Genomic DNA, 18,543 nt, shown 5'->3' with positions numbered 1-18,543 from the left:
ATCTCCATTATAATCTTCCCTCTGCCTTTTGACAATCATTTCCGAAAAAAAGACGCCGTTCACTTGGCGTCTGATTCACTGATGACCCCGACGATGTCTTTATCCTTAATCGGTCCGAAATGGCGGCTGTCGAGGCTGTATATGCGATTGTCGCCAATAACGAAATATTGCCCCTTCGGTATGCTTTTGCGCCCGGTCGTTTCCTTCAATGTATAATCACCGGTCACATGGCTGCCTGCGGACAATGATGACTTTAACGGTTTTAAAAACGGTTCTGAAACCCGTTTTCCATTCACATACAGCTGGTCTTCCCTGTAAGCGATCGACTCGCCCGGGAGCCCGATGACACGTTTGATCAGCACTTTGCGGTGTGGGCCTTTAAACAGGACAATATCGAAACGGCGGATCGTTTTGTAACGATGGGAAAACTTGTTGACTATCAGCTCATTTCCTTGTTTAAAGGTCGGATTCATGCTGATTCCTTCGACTTTATAATCAATAAAAATGGCATTTTTTAATTGTATGGCCAAAACAACGATAAGCACGCCGGCTATAAACCAAAATCGTTTTTTCAAGATTCCTGTCTCCCTCCGTCTTTCTCATGCTGACTGATCCTCGTCTGTAAACGCCGTTCGATATGCTTTCCTGCATACCACAGCACCGTTATCACCGTTAAGGCGCCCGCCATCCTGAAAGGCTGTGTAAAGAGCGCGTGAAGGTCATACCCGATAAAGCTGATCATAAAGATCATGACCATTTTCCCCATAGCGGCGGCTGATACAAACTGCAGCGCCCCCACCCGTGACAGGCCGGCAACGATATGAACCGCAGCGGACGGCGTAAAGGGGAAGCAAAGTAAAATAAACAGCGGACCGAAACCGTGCCGCTCAACCCACAGCATCATCCGCCTTATGGTCTGATGCCTGCGGATGAAACCGAAAGCTCTTTTCTGTCCGAAACGGCGGACGGCATAAAACATAAGCAGTGATCCTGCCGCAGATCCGAGCCACGACAGAAAAAAACCTTCCCACAGTCCAAATGCATTCGTATTCGCCACCACAAATACAACAAGCGGCAAAAACGGAAGAAACGCTTCAATAAAAGGCAGTAAAACCGCAGCAGCCGGGCCGAAAGCTCTATAGCTTTGGAACCATTCCGTCAGCTGTTCCTCAGTCAAATATGATAAAAATTGCTCCAACGTTTATACTCCTTAACGAGTTTGTCTATCCTTATTCTACACATTATCTCCAAAAAACGAAAATGTTTACGAGATTTTCCGACTTGAAATATCGTGTAAGCGAGTATAAAATAAGAACAAATGTTCTCTTTTAAGAAAGAAGGAGTATTTATGCCTGACATCCGGAGCGGCACCCGCGACCTCATCGAAAAAGGGCTGTTTCTGCCCATGGCAGCCGCCATTCTGAATCGGGATCTCGAAGCGCTTGATTCGTGCCCGTTCAAATTAAAACAACCCTATAAACAGCTTATCAGCTGCTCTTTAAAATTAGCACAAAAGGATTTGAGTGATGTTCGAAAAGAGTTAAGAAAGCGTAAAATCAAAATATACGAAGCCCAAAGAGATGAAGCATTTACGCTTTATATATGCACCATTAACGGCTATGAAGAAAAACACCGTTATTTCAACCCGAGAATACGGGAACAGGTAACCGCCTTATTGGAGTATTACCTGTCTCTTGCAGCCATTTAAAAAGCAGCCGTGACTGCTTTTCCTTTCAATCAATAAAATTCAGACTATTCACACTATACATTCGACATGATTTTCTTTATAATTCGGGACACGCTGTTTTCAATGAAAAGGAGGAATGTTATGAAACTGATTCATGTTCTCGCTGCCCTGCCCTTTTTCGGAATTCTCGCCGGCATTCCATTCGCCAACCGGGTGACGCCTTATGTTTTCGGAATGCCTTTCATTCTCGCATATGTCGTCATCTGGGCGGTTCTGACTTCTGTTCTGATGGCTGCGGTTTACAAATTGGACAAAGAAAACAAGGCGGGTGAGACGGAATGAACGCCGCATTTCCCGTAATGGCCGCCGTGCTCCTGTTTTGTGTATATCTCGGAATCCGCGCCCGAAAAGGAAAAAAGATGGATCTTGAACAATGGACGGTGGGCGGACGCGGCTTCGGCACGATGTTTGTCTTCTTATTAATGGCGGGAGAAATTTACACGACCTTCACATTCCTCGGCGGAAGCGGATGGGCTTACGGAAAAGGGGGTCCCGCCTTTTACATTATCGCTTACGGCTGTCTTGCCTACATTTTGTCATATTGGCTTCTGCCTGCCGTGTGGACATACGCCAAACAGCACAAACTGATGTCGCAATCTGATTTTTTTACTTCAAAATACAACAGCCCGCTCCTCGGCATTCTCGTATCGCTCGTCGGCATCGCATCTCTCATCCCCTATCTCGTCCTGCAGCTGAAAGGGCTCGGATTAATTGTTTCAGCAACGTCGTACGGCCAGATTCCGCCATCAGCCGCAGTCTGGATCGGCGCTGTCTCCATCACGATTTATGTGATGATTTCAGGAATCCACGGTTCAGCGTGGATATCAGTCGTCAAAGACATCATGATTTTAGGCATCGTCCTGTATTTAGGCATTTATCTGCCCATTCATTACTACGGCGGTTTTGCGGAGATGTTCAAACAAATCGACGCCGCAAAACCCGGATTTCTTACACTTTCTAAAACCGGACAGAGCCCTTCATGGTTCAGCTCAACCGTCCTGCTGACCGCTCTCGGCTTTTATATGTGGCCCCATACCTTTGCCGCTTCCTATTCGGCGGAGCATCCGCGGGTGTTTCGGAAAAACGCGATCATCATGCCTCTTTATCAGCTTGTCCTGCTGTTTGTCATCTTTACCGGATTTGCAGCGATTCTGCAGGTGCCCGGTTTAAAAGGGGCGGACACGGATCTCGCCTTATTAAAGCTGTCAGTGAAAACCTTTGATCCTTGGTTTGTCGGACTGATCGGATCGGCGGGCATTCTGACGGCGCTTGTCCCCGGTTCAATGATACTCATGGCCTCAAGCACGCTGTTCGCCAAAAATGTGTACAAAGCAATCCGGCCCGGCACGACTGACAAAAAAGTTTCACGGCTCGCAAAATATGCCGTACCCGTTATTGCGCTGATTTCCGTATATTTTACGCTGAAAGGCGGAAATACCATCGTCACCTTGCTTTTAATGGGCTACAGCCTTGTCACCCAGCTTTTCCCCGCGCTTTTATTCAGCCTGCCGAAGCGGCGTTTTATCACAAGCCACGGCGCTTTTGCCGGCATAGCGGCCGGGATCGGGACGGTCGCCTTCATCACGCTGACCGAATCAACCATCGGAACCCTCTTTCCGTTTCTTCCGCAAATCGTGAAAGACATGAATACAGGCATCATCGCGCTGATTTTAAACACCGCCGTCATGTTTGCAGTCAGTGCCGCAGTCAGAAAAAAACAAATCAGCGCAACCGAAAAAGCGGCTTAATGGTAAAATAGCGGTAAGACACATGGAGGGGGAAAGCCGCATGATCATGACAACAACTGAAACCGTCGCCGGAAAACAGATTACGGAAGTAAAAGGCCTGGTGACAAGCAGTATCGTCCAGTCCCGTCACATCGGAAAAGACTTGCTTGCAGGCCTAAAATCTGTTGTCGGCGGCGAATTAAAAAGCTATACCGAAATGCTGGAAGACTCCAAAAAAGCGGTGAAAGAACGGCTGATCAGAGAAGCGGAGCAGCTCGGAGCGAACGCCATCGTCGGCCTGCGGTTCGAACTGACCGCCGGACAGAACACGTCCGAATTAATCGGATACGGAACCGCCGTCACCATCGAATCAATGTAAAAAAACAAGCCTCTTTAAAGAGGCTTGTTTTTTTATTTCTCACATGCGATATAGTCTTTATCACGATCAAGTCTTTTATTTGCATCGTAAAGCGCTTTTGAGACATACGGCTTGTACTTTGTTCTGCCGCCTTTGTTTTTCACTTTTGACGTCCGGGCCACGCCGCCCTTATACACCTTATTCAGCGCCTTGCAGTTTTGATACGTTTTCACCTTTGTTTTCGCTTCTGCTGTCTGCCCCGCCCCGTATGAACATCCGAACACCAGACCGAAAGACAAAAGCACAGCTGCCGTCTTTTTCATACTCTATCTATCCCCTCTCCTGAGTGATGCGGTATTGCTGAACATAGCATAGTTCAAATAATCTCCATTTACAAGATAAATAGGAAAAAAGTTTCGATTTACATTTGTTTGGATCTCTTTTATGGAATTTCTTCCAAAACCTTTTATAATATGAATTGATAGCGCTATCTGACTATGATGATAGGAGGAGAAATGATGATGAAAAAAGGGCTTCTTGCGGGTGTGCTCACTTCAGCCGTTCTATTCGGCGCATGTACTGCGGATATTCCTGGGGTCATCAGCCCCAATACGGCGGAAGCGGCGTCCCAGCTCAGCAAAGGAATCGGCGGAAGGGCCTACCTGAACAGTACGGGCTCTGTTCTCGTCACGAAAATTCAGCTTCCGAGCTCGATTCAGGTGTCAAATGGGACAGCCTATATTTACTCAGGATTTACCGGAGGCACGGAGGCCGATATCGGGCTTCAGTACAGTGAAACGTATCATGTATGGAAACCGATCATGAAAGTCGGCTCAAAAGGGCAAAGCCAGGTCCGGTATCTGGAAGGAGAAAGCCAATTCACCTATACGAAAGGCTTCCGGCCCGGCAGCACCGTACAGCTGACCATTTACAAAAATCTGAACGGTAATACCCGCGCCACATATTGGGGCACGAATAATGACGGGTACACCGGCCGCATCATCTCAGAACTCGCACAAACAAATGTAGGTTCGGTCTCAAAATGGAAAGCGCTCGCCACCGTTGCGGTCACATCAGAGGATCAGCGCCCTTACATCAAATCAAACTTCTCAACAGCTTTTACAAACATCACGATCGACAATAAAGCAGTCACACCTGTGGTGGATACACAGGACTTTGCCAAAGTGACGGTGTCAGGCAGCAGCGTCAGCATGTCTGTCGTCAAATAAAGAATTCCGAACGCACGATTCCTGCCATCGTGCGTTTCGTTATGTCAATCCCGCACTTTACCGCGAAGATTTCGCCTGAAGGAAAAGCCGTTTTCGCCGAACCCGGGTATTCAGGCGATGAACGCATGATGATCCTCCGCCGGAAACGCAAATCCCTTAGGATTACTTTTCATAAAAAAGCTCCTGATCAGGTTTGTGCTTTAATATTTTTTCGTTCATTTCCGCCAAAACGCTGAACAGTCTGCCTTCTCCTGAATATTAAATTGAATCATGCTTTCAAGCAGATCATAATGCACCGGTTTAGTCCATTGAATTCTGAACAAACGGGAAGTGGCGCTATAGCCGGCGCGGGCGATGTCATCGGCAAAGTGCGCAATCCCCGCTTCTTCGGGGGAAACACTTAGATGATGCTTCGCTGCTGCAAAGCCGATAATAAAGGTGCCGTGATCAGTAAACATCGGCGTATTCCACTTGATCTGCGGTTGTAAATTCGGGAATCGGTCAGCCGTCCAAGACAGGATTTCCTCTAGTTTGAGCCGGTGATCCGGATTGTCGATTTCTGATACATATTTTGCAAATACATCCATGCCCATCTCTCCTAAAATATAATGTCATGACTCTTTCCACCATCATAGCCAACAGACGGAGACGATACAACTCTGCCCGGGCATGTAAATCAAAAAAGCCCTTCCCAAAAGGAAAGGGCCCGTCCCTTCACATCACAGCTTTCTCTAATATCTCTCCCCCAGCTCCCGCAAAATAAAGTCGTAAATCATTTTAGTCCGCTCTTCTTTCGGGTACAGCATGAATTCCTGCCGCTTCGGGATATGGCTGCCCATCCTGTCCTGAAAAGTGGTTCTGAGATAGGCGGTTCTGTAAACTTGATTCTCAAAAGAATGATAAGATACTTCCAGCTCCATCGTTTTGCCGTTTGAGAATGTGACCGCTGTATCATCGAATGCGGTCGGTTGAAAATCTTTAACATGCACATGAGATATCCAGCCGCATTGAGGCCTTGCAGAAGAAAGTGTAGGGAATAAAAAGATGTGATTTGAAGGGTCCACCATAATCGGCGGCTTGTGAGAAATTTTAATCGCTTCATACGTTCCCGCTTTTCTCCCGGCATAGCTGGAGCCAAAGTAGCGGCAGCTTCTGTCAATGATGTGAATCGGCTTCATGCTGACATACAGAATGCAATCTTTTTCAATGATCTTCGACCCCATTTTACCGTCTATTTCCTCAGGCAAAACAGCGATGGTTGAACGATTTACTTCGTAGCTTTCTAAGGGTGCGTGTGTTTTCTGGCACATAATGTGCAGCCTCCAATCCTTTTCTTGAAAATTTATACTAATAATCTATCATCTGTCATTGGAAAACGACAGGTTTTTTTTGAATATAGCTAAAAATCACCTTTTAAAGATATAATTTAGTCTTAATTTACTACTTAAATATTATTTTTTAATTTCGTTTTCACAACATTTATACAATGTTATTTTTCAATTTTTCGTCAGTTTGCAGGATATGTCGATATATTTCCAAGTATTAGTTGTCTAAAGATTATAAAAATTAATTGATTTTTCCGGCTGTTATCCATATACTATAAAAAAGGCATTGGGGGGATTCTTTATGAAAGAGAAAAAATCGTACACTGAGCTCATGAAGTCCCGCAACACGCAAAAAGCAAATGAATTCGATGTGACAATGGCCGATATTTACATTCAAATGGTGCTCGACGAATCCTTGTATAAACGCCGGCTCCACACGCTGACAAAACAGATTGATAAAGCGCTTGATGATAAAAATAAAGAAGCGTTCCTTACGCTTTCTAAAGAATATGCTGCACTCAAACAGAGTGAATAAGCCAATCCATATGGATTGGCTTTTTTATATTATCCGTTTACGATGGTGCCGCCGTTCACATGAATTGTCTGTCCCGTGACATAGGAAGAATCATCGCTTGCTAAGTACAAATAGCTCGGTGCCACCTCAACAGGCTCTCCCGGGCGCTGCATCGGCACGTCTGAGCCGAAGACTTCCACTTCCTTCGCCGAGAAGCTCGCCGGAATGAGCGGCGTCCAGATCGGCCCCGGCGCCACTGCGTTCACCCTGATGCCCTGAGTGACAAGAGACTGGGACAGAGATCTTGTAAACGTGACGATCGCCCCTTTTGTCGCTGAATAGTCAATCAATGTTTTGTGGCCTTTGTAGGCGGTAATGGAGGCCGTATTAATGATTGAACTTCCTTTTTTCAAATGAGGGAGCGCGGCTTTCGTTAAGTAAAACATTGAAAAAATATTCGTCTGAAACGTTCTGATGAGCTGATGGCTCGTGATTTTCTCAATCCCCGGCTGCACGTGCTGCTCACCCGCATTGTTGACTAAGATGTCAATGGAAGGAAAGGCTTGGCCCGCCTGACGGATGACATCGTTGCAAAAGGCTTCGTCGCCGACATCACCTGCGATCAGCAGACACTTTGCCCCCTCTTTTTCTACATATTGCTTCGTCTCTTCGGCATCCTGATGCTCATCAAAGTAAACGATGACCACATTTGCGCCTTCCTTCGCGAACAAAACGGATACGGCGCGTCCGATTCCGCTGTCTCCGCCCGTGATAATCGCAGTTTTTCCTTCAAGTTTTTTCGCCGCTTTCGGTTTGTCAAACACAGGGCGCGGGTCCATTACATATTCAAAGCCCGGCTGCCGGTTTTGATGCTGCGGCGGCAAGGTTTTCTTCTTCTGATTCGCCAATTTAATCACTCCTTTACATTAATTACTATATTATGAGTAATTTAAGCATCTTATACGACTTTCATGTATGAATATAGACTTATTGGAAAAATTAAGAATATACAATAGAGGAGGTAATTTGAAATGACTGCTTTTTCAAACGAGGAATCTGCTTCCTATTGGAAAGCAACAGCTGACATTCCTTCCTTTCCCGCCCTGACTGAAGATACGGAATGCGACGTTGCGGTTATCGGCGGAGGAATTACGGGCCTGACAACGGCATACGAACTGACGAAAAGAGGCTTCCGTGTCGCTGTCATTGAAGCAGACCGGATTTTAAACGGGACGACCGCGGGCACGACCGCAAAAATCACCGCCCAGCATGATTTCATCTATGCCGATCTTATTCAGCAGATCGGACTGACCAGCGCAAGGCTGTATTTCGAAGCCCATCTTCGCGCTATGGAAGACATGAAGCAGATCATCAAGGACCTTTCGATTGACTGCAGACTGATTGAACAAGACGCGTATATTTACACGAATACGGAAGCCGGCGTCAAAAAAATCCGCAGTGAGCAGGAAGCCTATACCAAGCTCGGCATTGAACATGAGCTTGTGAAAGAACTCCCCGTCCCTGTTAATTGCAGGCTCGGCCTTGCCATGAAGAATCAGGCGCAATTTCATCCGCTTTTATATGGCGCGGCGCTTGTGAAAGAGATGGTCAAAAACGGAGCGCGGATTTTTGAACAGACGGCGGCAATTGACATTAAAAAAGAACCGCAGCCTGAGGTGGTCACGAAAAACAGACACGGCATCAAGTGCCGCTACATTGTCTGCTCCTCCCACTTTCCTTTTTATGACGGCGGAGGGCTTTATGCCGCCAGAATGTATGCCAGCAGATCCTACGTACTCGCGGTAAAACCGAAGCAAGCGTATCCTGACGGTATGTTTCTCAGCATAGACAAGCCGTCCAGATCACTGCGCTATACAGAGCTGAACGGTGAAAAACTGGTGCTCGTCGGCGGCGAAAGCCACAAAACAGGCCAAGGAAAAGAAATGTCCGAGCATTACGAAGCGCTGAAACAATTTGCAGAAGACACAATCGGAGTCGAAAGCATCCCATATCATTGGTCTGCACAGGACCTTGTCACCATTGACAAAATCCCGTTCATCGGTCCGATCTCAGGCGATGAAGAATATATTTTGGCGGCAACCGGTTTTAAAAAATGGGGCATGACAAGCTCAGCCCTTGCGGCGAAGCTTTTGGCCGATCATATCCAAAACAAAAAGAACCCGTTCTCCGGTCTGTTTATCCCGTCACGTTTCCACGCAGATCCGGGGCTGAAAAAACTGATTTCCTATAATGCCGACGTAGCCAAACACCTTATCTCGGGCAAACTTGAAAGGCCGGACGCTTCACCTGAGTCCCTTCAGCCCGGAGAGGGAAAAATCGTAACGGTAAACGGCAAACGGGCCGGCGCCTATAAAGATGAAAAAGGCTGCCTGCATCTTGTCGACACGACATGCACCCATTTAGGCTGTGAGGTTGAATGGAATGACGGCGAACGGACGTGGGACTGCCCTTGTCACGGCTCCCGGTTCACACCTGACGGCGGGGTTGCCGAAGGTCCCGCCATCAAGCCGCTGAAGCGCATCACGCAAGATTAACTGAACCATTCTGTATGAATGGTTTTATTTTTTTGCATTAAAATATTTTTACCAGATTCCTTCATTCAAGTTCCTTCCAAACCGATAAAAAGAAAAAGAGAATATCTGGAGGAACTAATATTGTTATTTAAAAAAGACAGCAAAAAAGAAACAGCTTATTTTTCAGAAGCCGATGGCAAAAAACGCATCGAGCTTTCAAATCAATATGCAGATGTCAAAAAGCAGCTGAAAATGGTCAGGCTTGGAAACGAAGAGCTTCATGTGCTTGAAGAGCTGCAGCCGTTAATCAAAGAACATATTTCCACCATCGTCGATTCCTTTTATCGAAACCTGGATCACGAAAAATCATTAATGACGATCATTAACGACCACAGCACGGTCGAGCGCCTGAAAAAAACATTACGCCGTCACATCCACGAAATGTTCGCCGGCACGATAGATGATGAGTTCATTGAGAAAAGACAGCGCATCGCTTCCATTCATTTGCGGATCGGCCTTGAACCGAAATGGTATATGGGGGCGTTTCAGGATCTGCTTCTGTCGATGATGAACATATATGAAGCTTCCATCCCGGATTTGCATGAGCTTTTAAAAGCGATCAAAGCGACGACGAAAATACTGAATCTCGAACAGCAGCTCGTCCTTGAAGCGTTCCAGACCGAATATAACTGCCAGCGGGACGAGCAAGAAGAAAAGAAAGCCCGTCTTCATCAAAAAATTCAGGAAACATCCGGATCACTCGCTGATCTGTTTTCAGAAACGAGCAGAGCCGTGCAGGAGCTGGTCGATAAATCAGAGGACATTTCCGAGGCGTCAAAAGCCGGCACCGTCACTTCCGTACATGTAGAAGAAAAGTCAATCGGCGGAAAAAAAGAACTTGAAAGCCAGCAGAAGCAATTGAATAAAATCGACGCCAGCCTTCTGCATATTGAAGAAGAAATGGATAAGCTGAATGACATTGCCCAGCAAATCGAAAAAATCTTCGGCATCGTGACGGGGATCGCCGAGCAAACGAATCTCCTGTCATTAAACGCTTCAATAGAATCTGCGAGAGCCGGGGAGCACGGCAAAGGCTTCGCCGTTGTCGCAACGGAAGTAAGAAAGCTTTCAGAGGATACGAAAAAAACCGTTTCCACCGTATCAGAGCTTGTGAACAATACCAATACACAAATCAACATCGTGTCCAAACATATTAAAGATGTAAACGGACTTGTGGGTGAAACGAAAGAAAAAATGACGCAGATCAACCGTCTGTTTGATGACATCGTCCAAAGCATGAAAACGAGCAAAGATCAGACAGGCAAAATCGACGTTGATTTACAGGCTTTTCTCGGCGGCCTTCAAGAAGTCAGCCGCGCCGTTTCCCATGTTGCATCATCCGTTGATTCACTTGTTATCCTCACAGAAGAATAAAGACAAACCGGCCGGCCTTTTTTATAAAGGGCCGGTCTTTTTAATGTAAACTAAAAATATAATGATGTTGACATATATAAAGACTCGATTTATTGTATAAACATATTTTGATAAGCTGGAGGAATACATAATGAAATTGACAGAAATGATGCATATTGCCGTGTTTACCGCCATTATGGGACTTTTAGGGCTGCTCCCCCCGCTTTTCTTATCCTTTACGCCGGTTCCGATTACACTCCAGACGATCGGTGTGCTTTTATCAGGAAGCATCTTAAAACCGAAAGCCGCGTTTTTAAGCCAATTGCTGTTTTTGCTGATTGTGGCATGCGGAGCGCCTCTCCTTTCGGGCGGAAGAGGCGGGTTCGGGGTTTTTTTCGGGCCGAGCGCCGGGTATCTCATCGCATATCCGCTTGCGGCATTCCTGCTTAGCCTCAGCATCCGAAACCTTCGCTCAGCCAGCGCACCCCATTTGTTTATCAGACAGTTTTTGTTCGGCGTGCTGTTTTTGTATGTCATCGGCATTCCCGTTCAGGCTTTTATGATGCACATTGATATCATGACTGCCGTAAAGCTCAGCCTCATCTATGTGCCGGGAGATCTGCTTAAAGCGGCCGCAGCCTCTTTCGCAGCCGTAAGAATCAGAAAAACTCTTCAAGCAAGCCGGCTTTTGCCGACGAAAGGAAGCTGATTTTACTCATCATGATTACATCATCATATTCAGAAACATCCGGACAAGCGCCGGAACAAATCGCCATTCAGACAGAAACAGAAAAGATCAACTATCAAACTTGGAACAGGCTAGTAAACCAGACCGCAAACTGGCTTAGCAGCCTGTCAGGTAAGCCGAAAAACATTGCAATATTACTGCCGAATGAAATCCCTTTTTTACAACTATTCGCCGGCTCGGCGCATGCCGGCTGCACGGCGGTACCGTTAGATCCCCGCTCGACAGCGGCGGAATTCGCGGATCAGCTGCACATCAGCAAAACCGATCTCGTCATCTGTGACCGCCGGCTGAGCGTCAGATTGAACGGCGTCAAAACACCCGTCATTCTGTGGGATGAATGCAGATCTTGTATCGAGGCGGAGAAAACAGAAGGCGCCTTTATCAAAAACGCCGGCCTGCCCTTTTATACCGGGTTCACCTCGGGTTCGACCGGAAAGCCGAAAGCCTTCACCCGCTCCCACCGTTCGTGGCTGGAGAGCTTTTCTTGTACGAAACGTGAATTCGGCATTTCCCCTGATGACAAAGTGCTGGTACCGGGCACGCTGCGCTCATCACACTTTTTGTACGGCGCCGTCAGCACTTTGTTTATCGGCGGAACCGTCATCCTTCAAAGAAAATTCAATCCGGCCGGGATGAAAGACTGGCTGAGACAAGCTGATGTTCTGTATACCGTACCGACAATGACCGACGCCCTGCTCTCGGCAGAAGCGTTTCCGGATAAACCGCTCAAGGTGATTTCTTCCGGCGCAGACTGGCCGGCTTCGTCTAAACAAGCGCTGTCAGACCGCTATCCTCATCTGCGGTTATATGATTTTTACGGTACGTCCGAGCTGAGTTTCGTGGCTTTCTTATCGCCTGAAGACGGCGCAAAAAAGGCAAATGCGGCGGGCCGGCCGTTTGATCATGTTAAAATCGAAATCCGCCGTCCCGGAGGAGAACGCTGCATGCCGGGCGAAACGGGGAAGATTTTTGTGAACAGCCCGATGAAATTTTCGGGATACATCGGCGGCGCAAAGCCTGATGATTCCGGATGGATGACGGTTGACGACATGGGGTATGTCGACAGTGACGGCTATCTATATATCGAAGGACGTGAAAACGGGATGATCGTATCCGGCGGCCTGAACGTGTTTCCTGAAGAGATTGAACGTGTGCTCAACGGCTGTCCGGGCGTCAGAAAAGCGGCCGTAACCGGTGTGCCTGATGCCTATTGGGGCAGCATCGCCGTTGCGGTGATCGACGGACATGCGGATATAAAGGAACTGAAGAAACGGTGCCGCGAACAGCTGGCAGCATATAAAATCCCGAAAAAATGGCTGTTTTCAGAAATACCGGAAACAGCCGGCGGAAAGATCGCCCGTGCCGCCATACGAAAACAGGCAAAGGACATGATGGAATGGAAGCGGTAATTACGGATGCGAAACGGACGATTTTCGCCCGGGAAAACGGCCTGTTAAAGGACTGTCTTCCTGAGGATTTAGCCGCTCCGCTGATCCGCCATTTGAGCCGGAACACACCCGAAGACATTGATGAAGTCCTGATCGGAAATGCGACGGGCCGCGGCGGAAACCTCGCCCGGCTGTCAGCCTTGGCAGCCGGACTTCCTTTGAGCGTGTCCGGGACGACCATCGACAGACAGTGCGGCTCCGGGCTTGATGCCGTGAGAATCGCGTGTCATTTTGTAAAAGCCGGCGCAGGGAGTACGTATATCGCGGGAGGAGCGGAGAGCAGCAGCCGCTCCCCTTTCTCATCGCGCGCGCGTTTTTCTCCTGAACATATCGGCGATCCTGATATGGGCATAGCAGCCGAGTATACGGCACAGGCTTACGGGGTAACGAGAAAGATGCAGGACGAATATGCCCTTCTCAGCTATGAACGGAGCGTCAAAGCGCACGAAGACGGCCTGTACCGCCGGGAGATCCTCCCCTTTCGCGGATTCGCCGCTGACGAAAACATGCAAAAAAAGCGGAACATGGAGCCTCTCATCGCCCGCGCCAAACCCGTCTTTCAGCCCGGAGGCTCTGTCACCGCCGCCAACAGCTGCGGAATTTCTGACGGGGCGGCGGCAGTCTGTGTGATGGAAGAACAAAAAGCGCGGTCTCTCGGTTTAAAGCCGAGATTGCGTTTTATCGGAAGCGCGGTAAGCGGCGTCCATCCGCATTATCCGTCAGCTGCTCCGGTGTATGCCGTCAAAAAACTGCTGAAGGAGCGGGACCTGTCACCTGATGACATTGATATATACGAAATAAACGAGGCGTTTGCCGTCAAAATATGCGTCTTTTCACAGCAGCTTCAAGTGCCGTATTCTAAAATAAATGTCCGTGGCGGCGCTCTGGCCGTCGGACATCCGTACGGGGCTTCCGGAGCGGCGCTTGTCACCCGGCTTTTTTATGAAGCAAAAAGGCGGCCGGATGCCCGCTTTGCAGCAGCAGCGATCGGCAACGGAGGCGGAGTCGGACTGGCGCTTCTCTTTGAAGTGTTAACGTAACGGCAGTATAATAGATGATATCGATAAAAAATGATCGGAGTGGAGACTTTATGACTGCCGTTTGTTTAGTAAGACATGGAGAGACTGATTGGAACGCCCAAAAGAAGCTTCAAGGCAAATCGGATATTCCGTTAAATGCGACGGGAGAGCGTCAGGCGAAAGAAACAGGAGAATACTTAAAAGGTTTCAAATGGGATGTCATCGTGTCAAGCCCGATGAAACGGGCCAGAAAAACAGCCGACATCATTAATGGATTTCTGAATCTTCCTATCGTCGTCATGGAAGATTTCAGAGAACGGAGCTATGGGGATGCGGAAGGAATGTCTTTACCGGAACGGTCGAAGCGCTATCCGGATAAAAACTATCCGAACATGGAGACCGCAGAGGAGCTGACAGACAGAATGCTGGCCGGTTTAGTGAAAGTTCAGGAGCGCTTCCCTGATCAAAAAGTACTGATCGTCGCTCACGGCGCAGCCATTCATGCCCTCTTGTCCGCCATTTCTGACGGTGACACCGACATACAAAACGCAAAGCTTGTCAATGCTTGTCTGAGCAATATCGAACGAATTGAAAATAAGTGGCGCGTCAAGGATTACAATGTAAGCAGCCACCTTTCAGAAGCATAGCAAAAAGGCCCGCATTCAGTGCCGGGCCTTTTTAGCGGGCATTTTTTCCTGCAGATCATGTAATATGGCGTCCGCACCGTCAATACTCCGGCGTTCCGTCCAAACCGCCCTGTCCGCGCGGTAAACATGTCCGTTTTTCACGGCTTTAAGCTGTTTCCAGATCGGATTCTTTTGGAACTCTTTCTCTCCGCCCAACAGCACGATGTAATCAGGATCGATATGCAAAAGCCCCCCGGGTGTCATTTTGATAGGCTCAGATTTTCCGCCGGAAGCTGTCTGGACCGCATAGGTAAACCCTGCGAGCGTTAAAAGCCGGGACGTAAAAAATTGATCATCCTTTACGGAAAAGCTGCCGTTTACAGCGTTCATTATTAAAATCGAGGCGCCTTCTGCATCCAGTTTTCTTTTGATGTCATTCAGCTTTTCTTCCTGAGCCGACAACTTTTTCTCTATGATGCCCTCTTTACCGGCCGCCTTTTCAATGGTAAGGGCGGCGTCAACCGCATCCTGATAATCCGCATCTTCATTTTTTAAAGCGATTGTCGAAGCGATCTCCGTCAGCTTATGGTATATCCCTTCGTGCAGGCTTGAGTCTGCAATGATGAGATCGGGTTTCAGCGAAGCGATCTTATTCAGGTCGGGATGTGACCGGTTATCGGCCGCAGCCACAGGCTTTATGCCGAGATCATGGAGGGTATCATTAAAACCCGGATTCAGCACGGCGACGCGCTGCGGATGCGCTGGCACATGTGAGGTCCCCAGATCATGTCTGATGGCAGTCTCATGTTCCGGTCCTGAACATGCCGATATGACGAGGACGGCCAAGATCGGCATCAGCATACTGAATCGTTTCATCTGTTCCCCTCTTTCGTTTTTCCGCAATTATATCATGATCAAGATAAGCATCAATGATATTCATAATCATTATTTTTATAAAATGGTTTCATAGCTATTCTCCACCAAGGAAGTCAAAGACTGATTCATGCCGGGGCTTTTTCTCATTCTGTTTTCACGTCCATCAGTCTTCTGTATTCAACAAAAAGTGACATTTATCCTGTTTTTGGTGAAGCATCCAAAAATGGAAGCAAAACATTCGACCCAGTAAACAAGCGAGTCATTGCGCTTGTGTACATTTACTCATGTCCTTCCATCGGTTTTTTCCATTAAAATTTAAATATTTCGGGTTCCTACTAAATGAAAGAGAGTTGATATACCTAAATAGAAATAAAACGGGATGAAAAAAATTGGGTCTACTAAAATATTATTCCATACTATACAATTAATCCACAGAATAGTCTGTCTATTGGTTATTCTGCAAATGAAAAAAAGGAGAGGATAAAGAGTGAGAGGCAAAAAGGTATGGATCAGTTTGCTGTTTGCTTTAGCGTTAATCTTTACGATGGCGTTCGGCAGCACGTCTTCTGCCCAGGCGGCAGGAAAATCAAACGGGGAAAAGAAATATATTGTCGGGTTCAAACAGACAATGAGCACGATGAGCGCCGCTAAGAAGAAAGATGTCATTTCTGAAAAAGGCGGAAAAGTACAGAAGCAATTCAAATATGTAGACGCGGCTTCAGCTACATTAAATGAAAAAGCTGTAAAAGAGCTGAAAAAAGACCCTAGCGTCGCTTACGTTGAAGAAGATCACGTTGCAAAAGCGTACGCGCAATCCGTGCCTTACGGCGTATCTCAAATCAAAGCCCCTGCTCTGCACTCTCAAGGCTTCACCGGATCAAATGTTAAAGTAGCGGTTATCGACAGCGGTATTGATTCTTCTCATCCTGATTTAAAGGTGGCAGGCGGAGCCAGCATGGTTCCTTCTGAAACAAATCCTTTCCAAGACAGAAACTCTCACGGTACTCACGTTGCCGGCACAGTTGCGGCTCTTAATAACTCAATCGGTGTATTAGGCGTTGCGCCAAGCGCATCCCTTTACGCGGTAAAAGTTCTCGGCGCTGACGGTTCCGGCCAGTACAGCTGGATCATTAACGGAATTGAGTGGGCGATCGCAAACAAAATGGACGTTATTAATATGAGTCTCGGCGGACCTTCTGGTTCTTCAGCGTTAAAAGCTGCAGTTGACAAAGCCGTTGCTTCCGGCGTCGTAGTGGTTGCGGCAGCCGGTAACGAAGGCACTTCCGGCGGCTCAAGCACAGTGGGCTATCCTGGTAAATACCCTTCTGTCATTGCAGTCGGCGCTGTTGACAGCAGCAATCAAAGAGCATCTTTCTCAAGCGTAGGGCCTGAGCTTGATGTCATGGCACCTGGCGTATCGATCCAAAGCACGCTTCCCGGAAACAAATACGGAGCATACAACGGTACGTCAATGGCATCTCCGCACGTTGCCGGAGCGGCTGCTTTAATTCTTTCTAAGCACCCGAACTGGACAACCACTCAAGTCCGCAGCAGTTTAGAAAACACCACTACAAAACTTGGTGATGCTTTCTACTACGGAAAAGGGCTGATCAACGTACAGGCGGCAGCTCAGTAAAACATAAAAAACCGGCGTCGGCCTTGGCCCCGCCGGTTTTTTATTATTTTTCTTCCTCCGCATGTTCAATCCGCTCCATAATCGACGGGTGGCTCCCTCTGAAAATTTTGACGAGAAACGGCGGGTTGACCCGGCTCAGTCCCGTATCGGCCAAGTCCTGAAACGTCTCAATCGCCGCTTCCCGGTTTCCGGTCAGCTCGATGCCGTAACGGTCGGCAGCGTTTTCCTGATACCGGGAGACGGCATTCGTAATCGGATCAGAAGCAAAACTGAGCACGGATATGAGCAGCAATAACAGCGGGAGAGCGGCCAGATCTTTAGGCCCCTCTATATGAAGCATTCGGCCGAAGAATTTGGACAGCCGCTTATAAAGCTTGTCAATGATATAGAACCCGGCCAATGACAGCAGCAGATACCCGGCAAGTCCAATGTACACGTGCTTCATCACATAGTGCCCCATCTCATGCCCCATTATGAACAAAATTTCCGGATCCTTCAGTTTGTTAAGAGTCGTATCCCACAAAACAATGCGCTTATTCGAACCGATGCCCGTCACATACGCATTCAGCGCGTTCGTTTTCTCCGACATATTCACTTCATAAACATGGCTGGCGGGAATATCGGCCTTGTCGGCAAGCGACAAAATTTTGCTTTCCAGCTCCTTGTCTTTCAGCGGATAAAAATCATTGTATAAAGGATCAATGACAACCGGCTGCAGGAAAAACAAAAACAGGGTAAACGGCACGGTCAGACACCAAGCGTAAAACCACCATTTTTTTGTATGCTTTGTGATCAGCCAGTAAAACACAAGCACACACGCGGCAAACAGCGGAAAACTGATCCAGAAATCAATGACATGGTCTCTGATCCAGCTTGTTGCGGTCTGGGTCGAAATATGATACGCAAGCGAAACCCGATATCCGATCCACTCAAGCGGAAGCGAAGCAGCCATAACGATGAGTGAAATGACAAATACGAAGCTTACGATTTGCAGCACCCGAAAGCGCACCGCTGCTTCCAGCCATTGCTTTATTTTTTTGGCAAGCCCAGTAATGAGCAGCAGAAAAAATAAAAACCAATCTAACGGCGCCCCGATAAAAAACAGAAAATCCTTTACATTTGAATAGTTTTCAGCGGCTGCCAGGCGGCCCGGGTCCATAAACGAGGCCGGATCGGCTTTCGTTCCCTTTACGGCCTCCGGGACCGAGGAGTCTCCTGTCATAAAGAAATACCAATAGAAAAAAAGGCCGTACAGCACATAGGCAAGTCCCGCTGCCGCAATCCATTTGCGCATGGAAGTCACCCTCCTTACCCTTATGACTTACTCCTATTGTAAGCATAAA

22 protein-coding genes and 1 pseudogene are annotated in these 18,543 nt (G+C 47.7%); 14 read left to right on the top strand and 9 right to left on the bottom strand.

Annotation, left to right across the window (positions count from 1 at the left end):
* Positions 1-59: 59 nt before the first annotated feature.
* Both lepB and AC1DN5_RS13115 read right to left on the bottom strand, forming a co-directional pair.
* Positions 60-575, bottom strand: coding sequence for a signal peptidase I (lepB, locus tag AC1DN5_RS13120; protein WP_016938300.1), 516 nt, complete (start codon positions 573-575; stop codon positions 60-62).
* Complete coding sequence (locus AC1DN5_RS13115) at positions 572-1,198, bottom strand: TVP38/TMEM64 family protein (RefSeq protein ID WP_366969577.1); 627 nt, start codon at positions 1,196-1,198, stop codon at positions 572-574. Before AC1DN5_RS13115 ends, lepB begins: the two co-directional genes overlap by 4 nt.
* 150 nt (positions 1,199-1,348) lie before the next feature.
* Here AC1DN5_RS13115 and AC1DN5_RS13110 point away from each other — a divergent pair, with 150 nt between their 5' ends.
* From AC1DN5_RS13110 to AC1DN5_RS13095, 4 genes are all read left to right on the top strand, one after another.
* Positions 1,349-1,708, top strand: a complete 360-nt coding sequence (locus tag AC1DN5_RS13110) for a YhjD family protein (protein ID WP_016938302.1) — start codon at positions 1,349-1,351, stop codon at positions 1,706-1,708.
* A 120-nt stretch (positions 1,709-1,828) separates the two neighbouring features.
* Positions 1,829-2,029, top strand: a complete 201-nt coding sequence (locus tag AC1DN5_RS13105) for a DUF3311 domain-containing protein (RefSeq protein ID WP_003155162.1) — start codon at positions 1,829-1,831, stop codon at positions 2,027-2,029.
* A complete protein-coding gene (locus AC1DN5_RS13100; RefSeq protein ID WP_366969579.1) occupies positions 2,026-3,495 on the top strand; it encodes a sodium:solute symporter family protein in 1,470 nt (489 codons plus the stop codon). Before AC1DN5_RS13105 ends, AC1DN5_RS13100 begins: the two co-directional genes overlap by 4 nt.
* Positions 3,496-3,535: 40 nt before the next feature.
* On the top strand, positions 3,536-3,853 hold the full coding sequence (locus AC1DN5_RS13095) for a YbjQ family protein (protein WP_016938304.1): 318 nt from the start codon (positions 3,536-3,538) through the stop codon (positions 3,851-3,853).
* 32 nt (positions 3,854-3,885) lie between these two features.
* Here AC1DN5_RS13095 and AC1DN5_RS13090 read toward each other — a convergent pair whose 3' ends face one another.
* A complete protein-coding gene (locus tag AC1DN5_RS13090) occupies positions 3,886-4,155 on the bottom strand; it encodes an excalibur calcium-binding domain-containing protein (protein ID WP_016938305.1) in 270 nt (89 codons plus the stop codon).
* A 195-nt stretch (positions 4,156-4,350) separates the two neighbouring features.
* Between AC1DN5_RS13090 and AC1DN5_RS13085 the strand changes: the two genes are divergently transcribed.
* Positions 4,351-5,061 (top strand): YrpD family protein, encoded by a 711-nt coding sequence (locus AC1DN5_RS13085; protein WP_366969683.1) that lies wholly within the window; start codon positions 4,351-4,353, stop codon positions 5,059-5,061.
* Here the strand turns inward: AC1DN5_RS13085 and AC1DN5_RS13080 are convergent.
* The 3 genes from AC1DN5_RS13080 to AC1DN5_RS13070 form a co-directional block, all read right to left on the bottom strand.
* On the bottom strand, positions 5,054-5,188 hold the full coding sequence (locus AC1DN5_RS13080) for a hypothetical protein (RefSeq protein WP_016938307.1): 135 nt from the start codon (positions 5,186-5,188) through the stop codon (positions 5,054-5,056). The genes AC1DN5_RS13085 and AC1DN5_RS13080 overlap by 8 nt on opposite strands.
* 88 nt (positions 5,189-5,276) lie before the next feature.
* Positions 5,277-5,648: an iron chaperone gene (locus AC1DN5_RS13075; protein WP_366969580.1), complete on the bottom strand. Its 372-nt coding sequence runs from the start codon at positions 5,646-5,648 to the stop codon at positions 5,277-5,279.
* Positions 5,649-5,792: 144 nt separating this feature from the next.
* Positions 5,793-6,371, bottom strand: coding sequence for a competence protein ComK (locus AC1DN5_RS13070; RefSeq protein WP_045925287.1), 579 nt, complete (start codon positions 6,369-6,371; stop codon positions 5,793-5,795).
* A gap of 316 nt (positions 6,372-6,687) precedes the next feature.
* On the opposite strand from AC1DN5_RS13070, the gene AC1DN5_RS13065 reads away from it, so the two are divergent.
* Positions 6,688-6,921: an IDEAL domain-containing protein gene (locus tag AC1DN5_RS13065; protein ID WP_045925286.1), complete on the top strand. Its 234-nt coding sequence runs from the start codon at positions 6,688-6,690 to the stop codon at positions 6,919-6,921.
* Between the two features lie 29 nt (positions 6,922-6,950).
* Here AC1DN5_RS13065 and AC1DN5_RS13060 read toward each other — a convergent pair whose 3' ends face one another.
* Positions 6,951-7,808, bottom strand: coding sequence for an SDR family oxidoreductase (locus AC1DN5_RS13060; RefSeq protein ID WP_007610477.1), 858 nt, complete (start codon positions 7,806-7,808; stop codon positions 6,951-6,953).
* Positions 7,809-7,931: 123 nt separating this feature from the next.
* On the opposite strand from AC1DN5_RS13060, the gene AC1DN5_RS13055 reads away from it, so the two are divergent.
* The 7 genes and pseudogenes from AC1DN5_RS13055 (at position 7,932) to AC1DN5_RS13025 (ending at position 14,709) form a co-directional block, all read left to right on the top strand.
* Complete coding sequence (locus AC1DN5_RS13055) at positions 7,932-9,455, top strand: FAD-dependent oxidoreductase (RefSeq protein WP_366969581.1); 1,524 nt, start codon at positions 7,932-7,934, stop codon at positions 9,453-9,455.
* Positions 9,456-9,473: 18 nt separating this feature from the next.
* A pseudogene (locus AC1DN5_RS13050) lies at positions 9,474-10,061 on the top strand (protoglobin domain-containing protein); the annotation flags it as partial.
* 165 nt (positions 10,062-10,226) lie between these two features.
* Positions 10,227-10,868 carry a methyl-accepting chemotaxis protein gene (locus tag AC1DN5_RS13045; RefSeq protein ID WP_395941030.1) on the top strand — a complete coding sequence of 214 codons (642 nt, stop codon included), beginning with the start codon at positions 10,227-10,229 and terminating at the stop codon, positions 10,866-10,868.
* A gap of 130 nt (positions 10,869-10,998) precedes the next feature.
* A complete protein-coding gene (locus AC1DN5_RS13040; protein WP_016938313.1) occupies positions 10,999-11,556 on the top strand; it encodes a biotin transporter BioY in 558 nt (185 codons plus the stop codon).
* Between the two features lie 11 nt (positions 11,557-11,567).
* Positions 11,568-13,004 carry an acyl-CoA synthetase gene (locus AC1DN5_RS13035; protein ID WP_366969582.1) on the top strand — a complete coding sequence of 479 codons (1,437 nt, stop codon included), beginning with the start codon at positions 11,568-11,570 and terminating at the stop codon, positions 13,002-13,004.
* Entirely contained in the window at positions 12,992-14,083 is a 1,092-nt protein-coding gene (locus AC1DN5_RS13030) for an acetyl-CoA C-acyltransferase (protein ID WP_366969583.1), read from the top strand. The genes AC1DN5_RS13035 and AC1DN5_RS13030 overlap by 13 nt, the downstream gene beginning before the upstream one ends.
* Positions 14,084-14,133: 50 nt before the next feature.
* Positions 14,134-14,709: a histidine phosphatase family protein gene (locus tag AC1DN5_RS13025; protein ID WP_047476718.1), complete on the top strand. Its 576-nt coding sequence runs from the start codon at positions 14,134-14,136 to the stop codon at positions 14,707-14,709.
* Between the two features lie 15 nt (positions 14,710-14,724).
* On the opposite strand, the gene AC1DN5_RS13020 is transcribed toward AC1DN5_RS13025, so the two are convergent.
* The gene (locus AC1DN5_RS13020; RefSeq protein ID WP_047476716.1) at positions 14,725-15,564 is read right to left on the bottom strand and encodes an ABC transporter substrate-binding protein; all 840 of its coding nucleotides are present in this window, start codon (positions 15,562-15,564) and stop codon (positions 14,725-14,727) included.
* 487 nt (positions 15,565-16,051) lie between these two features.
* Between AC1DN5_RS13020 and AC1DN5_RS13015 the strand changes: the two genes are divergently transcribed.
* Positions 16,052-17,200, top strand: coding sequence for a S8 family peptidase (locus AC1DN5_RS13015; protein WP_016938318.1), 1,149 nt, complete (start codon positions 16,052-16,054; stop codon positions 17,198-17,200).
* A 43-nt stretch (positions 17,201-17,243) separates the two neighbouring features.
* Here the strand turns inward: AC1DN5_RS13015 and AC1DN5_RS13010 are convergent, their stop codons facing one another.
* The gene (locus AC1DN5_RS13010; protein WP_366969585.1) at positions 17,244-18,494 is read right to left on the bottom strand and encodes a M48 family metallopeptidase; all 1,251 of its coding nucleotides are present in this window, start codon (positions 18,492-18,494) and stop codon (positions 17,244-17,246) included.
* Positions 18,495-18,543: the final 49 nt, after the last annotated feature.

It is taken from the genome of Bacillus sp. 01N42_2, assembly GCF_056399565.1.
Note: the sequence above shows the minus strand (reverse complement) of the source record. Positions and strands in the feature narration are given on the sequence as shown.

Excerpts from the sequence above, each read along its gene's own strand:
- AC1DN5_RS13105 (WP_003155162.1), top strand. The coding sequence starts at position 1,829 with ATGAAACTGATTCATGTTCTCGCTGCCCTGCCCTTTTTCGGAATTCTC.
- AC1DN5_RS13095 (WP_016938304.1), top strand. The coding sequence starts at position 3,536 with ATGATCATGACAACAACTGAAACCGTCGCCGGAAAACAGATTACGGAA.
- AC1DN5_RS13040 (WP_016938313.1), top strand. The coding sequence starts at position 10,999 with ATGAAATTGACAGAAATGATGCATATTGCCGTGTTTACCGCCATTATG.
- AC1DN5_RS13020 (WP_047476716.1), bottom strand. The coding sequence starts at position 15,564 with ATGAAACGATTCAGTATGCTGATGCCGATCTTGGCCGTCCTCGTCATA.
- AC1DN5_RS13070 (WP_045925287.1), bottom strand. The coding sequence starts at position 6,371 with ATGTGCCAGAAAACACACGCACCCTTAGAAAGCTACGAAGTAAATCGT.
- AC1DN5_RS13085 (WP_366969683.1), top strand. The coding sequence starts at position 4,351 with ATGATGAAAAAAGGGCTTCTTGCGGGTGTGCTCACTTCAGCCGTTCTA.
- AC1DN5_RS13030 (WP_366969583.1), top strand. The coding sequence starts at position 12,992 with ATGGAAGCGGTAATTACGGATGCGAAACGGACGATTTTCGCCCGGGAA.
- AC1DN5_RS13100 (WP_366969579.1), top strand. The coding sequence starts at position 2,026 with ATGAACGCCGCATTTCCCGTAATGGCCGCCGTGCTCCTGTTTTGTGTA.
- AC1DN5_RS13025 (WP_047476718.1), top strand. The coding sequence starts at position 14,134 with ATGACTGCCGTTTGTTTAGTAAGACATGGAGAGACTGATTGGAACGCC.
- AC1DN5_RS13075 (WP_366969580.1), bottom strand. The coding sequence starts at position 5,648 with ATGGATGTATTTGCAAAATATGTATCAGAAATCGACAATCCGGATCAC.
- AC1DN5_RS13090 (WP_016938305.1), bottom strand. The coding sequence starts at position 4,155 with ATGAAAAAGACGGCAGCTGTGCTTTTGTCTTTCGGTCTGGTGTTCGGA.
- AC1DN5_RS13010 (WP_366969585.1), bottom strand. The coding sequence starts at position 18,494 with ATGCGCAAATGGATTGCGGCAGCGGGACTTGCCTATGTGCTGTACGGC.
- AC1DN5_RS13110 (WP_016938302.1), top strand. The coding sequence starts at position 1,349 with ATGCCTGACATCCGGAGCGGCACCCGCGACCTCATCGAAAAAGGGCTG.
- AC1DN5_RS13080 (WP_016938307.1), bottom strand. The coding sequence starts at position 5,188 with ATGCGTTCATCGCCTGAATACCCGGGTTCGGCGAAAACGGCTTTTCCT.
- AC1DN5_RS13035 (WP_366969582.1), top strand. The coding sequence starts at position 11,568 with ATGATTACATCATCATATTCAGAAACATCCGGACAAGCGCCGGAACAA.
- AC1DN5_RS13055 (WP_366969581.1), top strand. The coding sequence starts at position 7,932 with ATGACTGCTTTTTCAAACGAGGAATCTGCTTCCTATTGGAAAGCAACA.
- AC1DN5_RS13065 (WP_045925286.1), top strand. The coding sequence starts at position 6,688 with ATGAAAGAGAAAAAATCGTACACTGAGCTCATGAAGTCCCGCAACACG.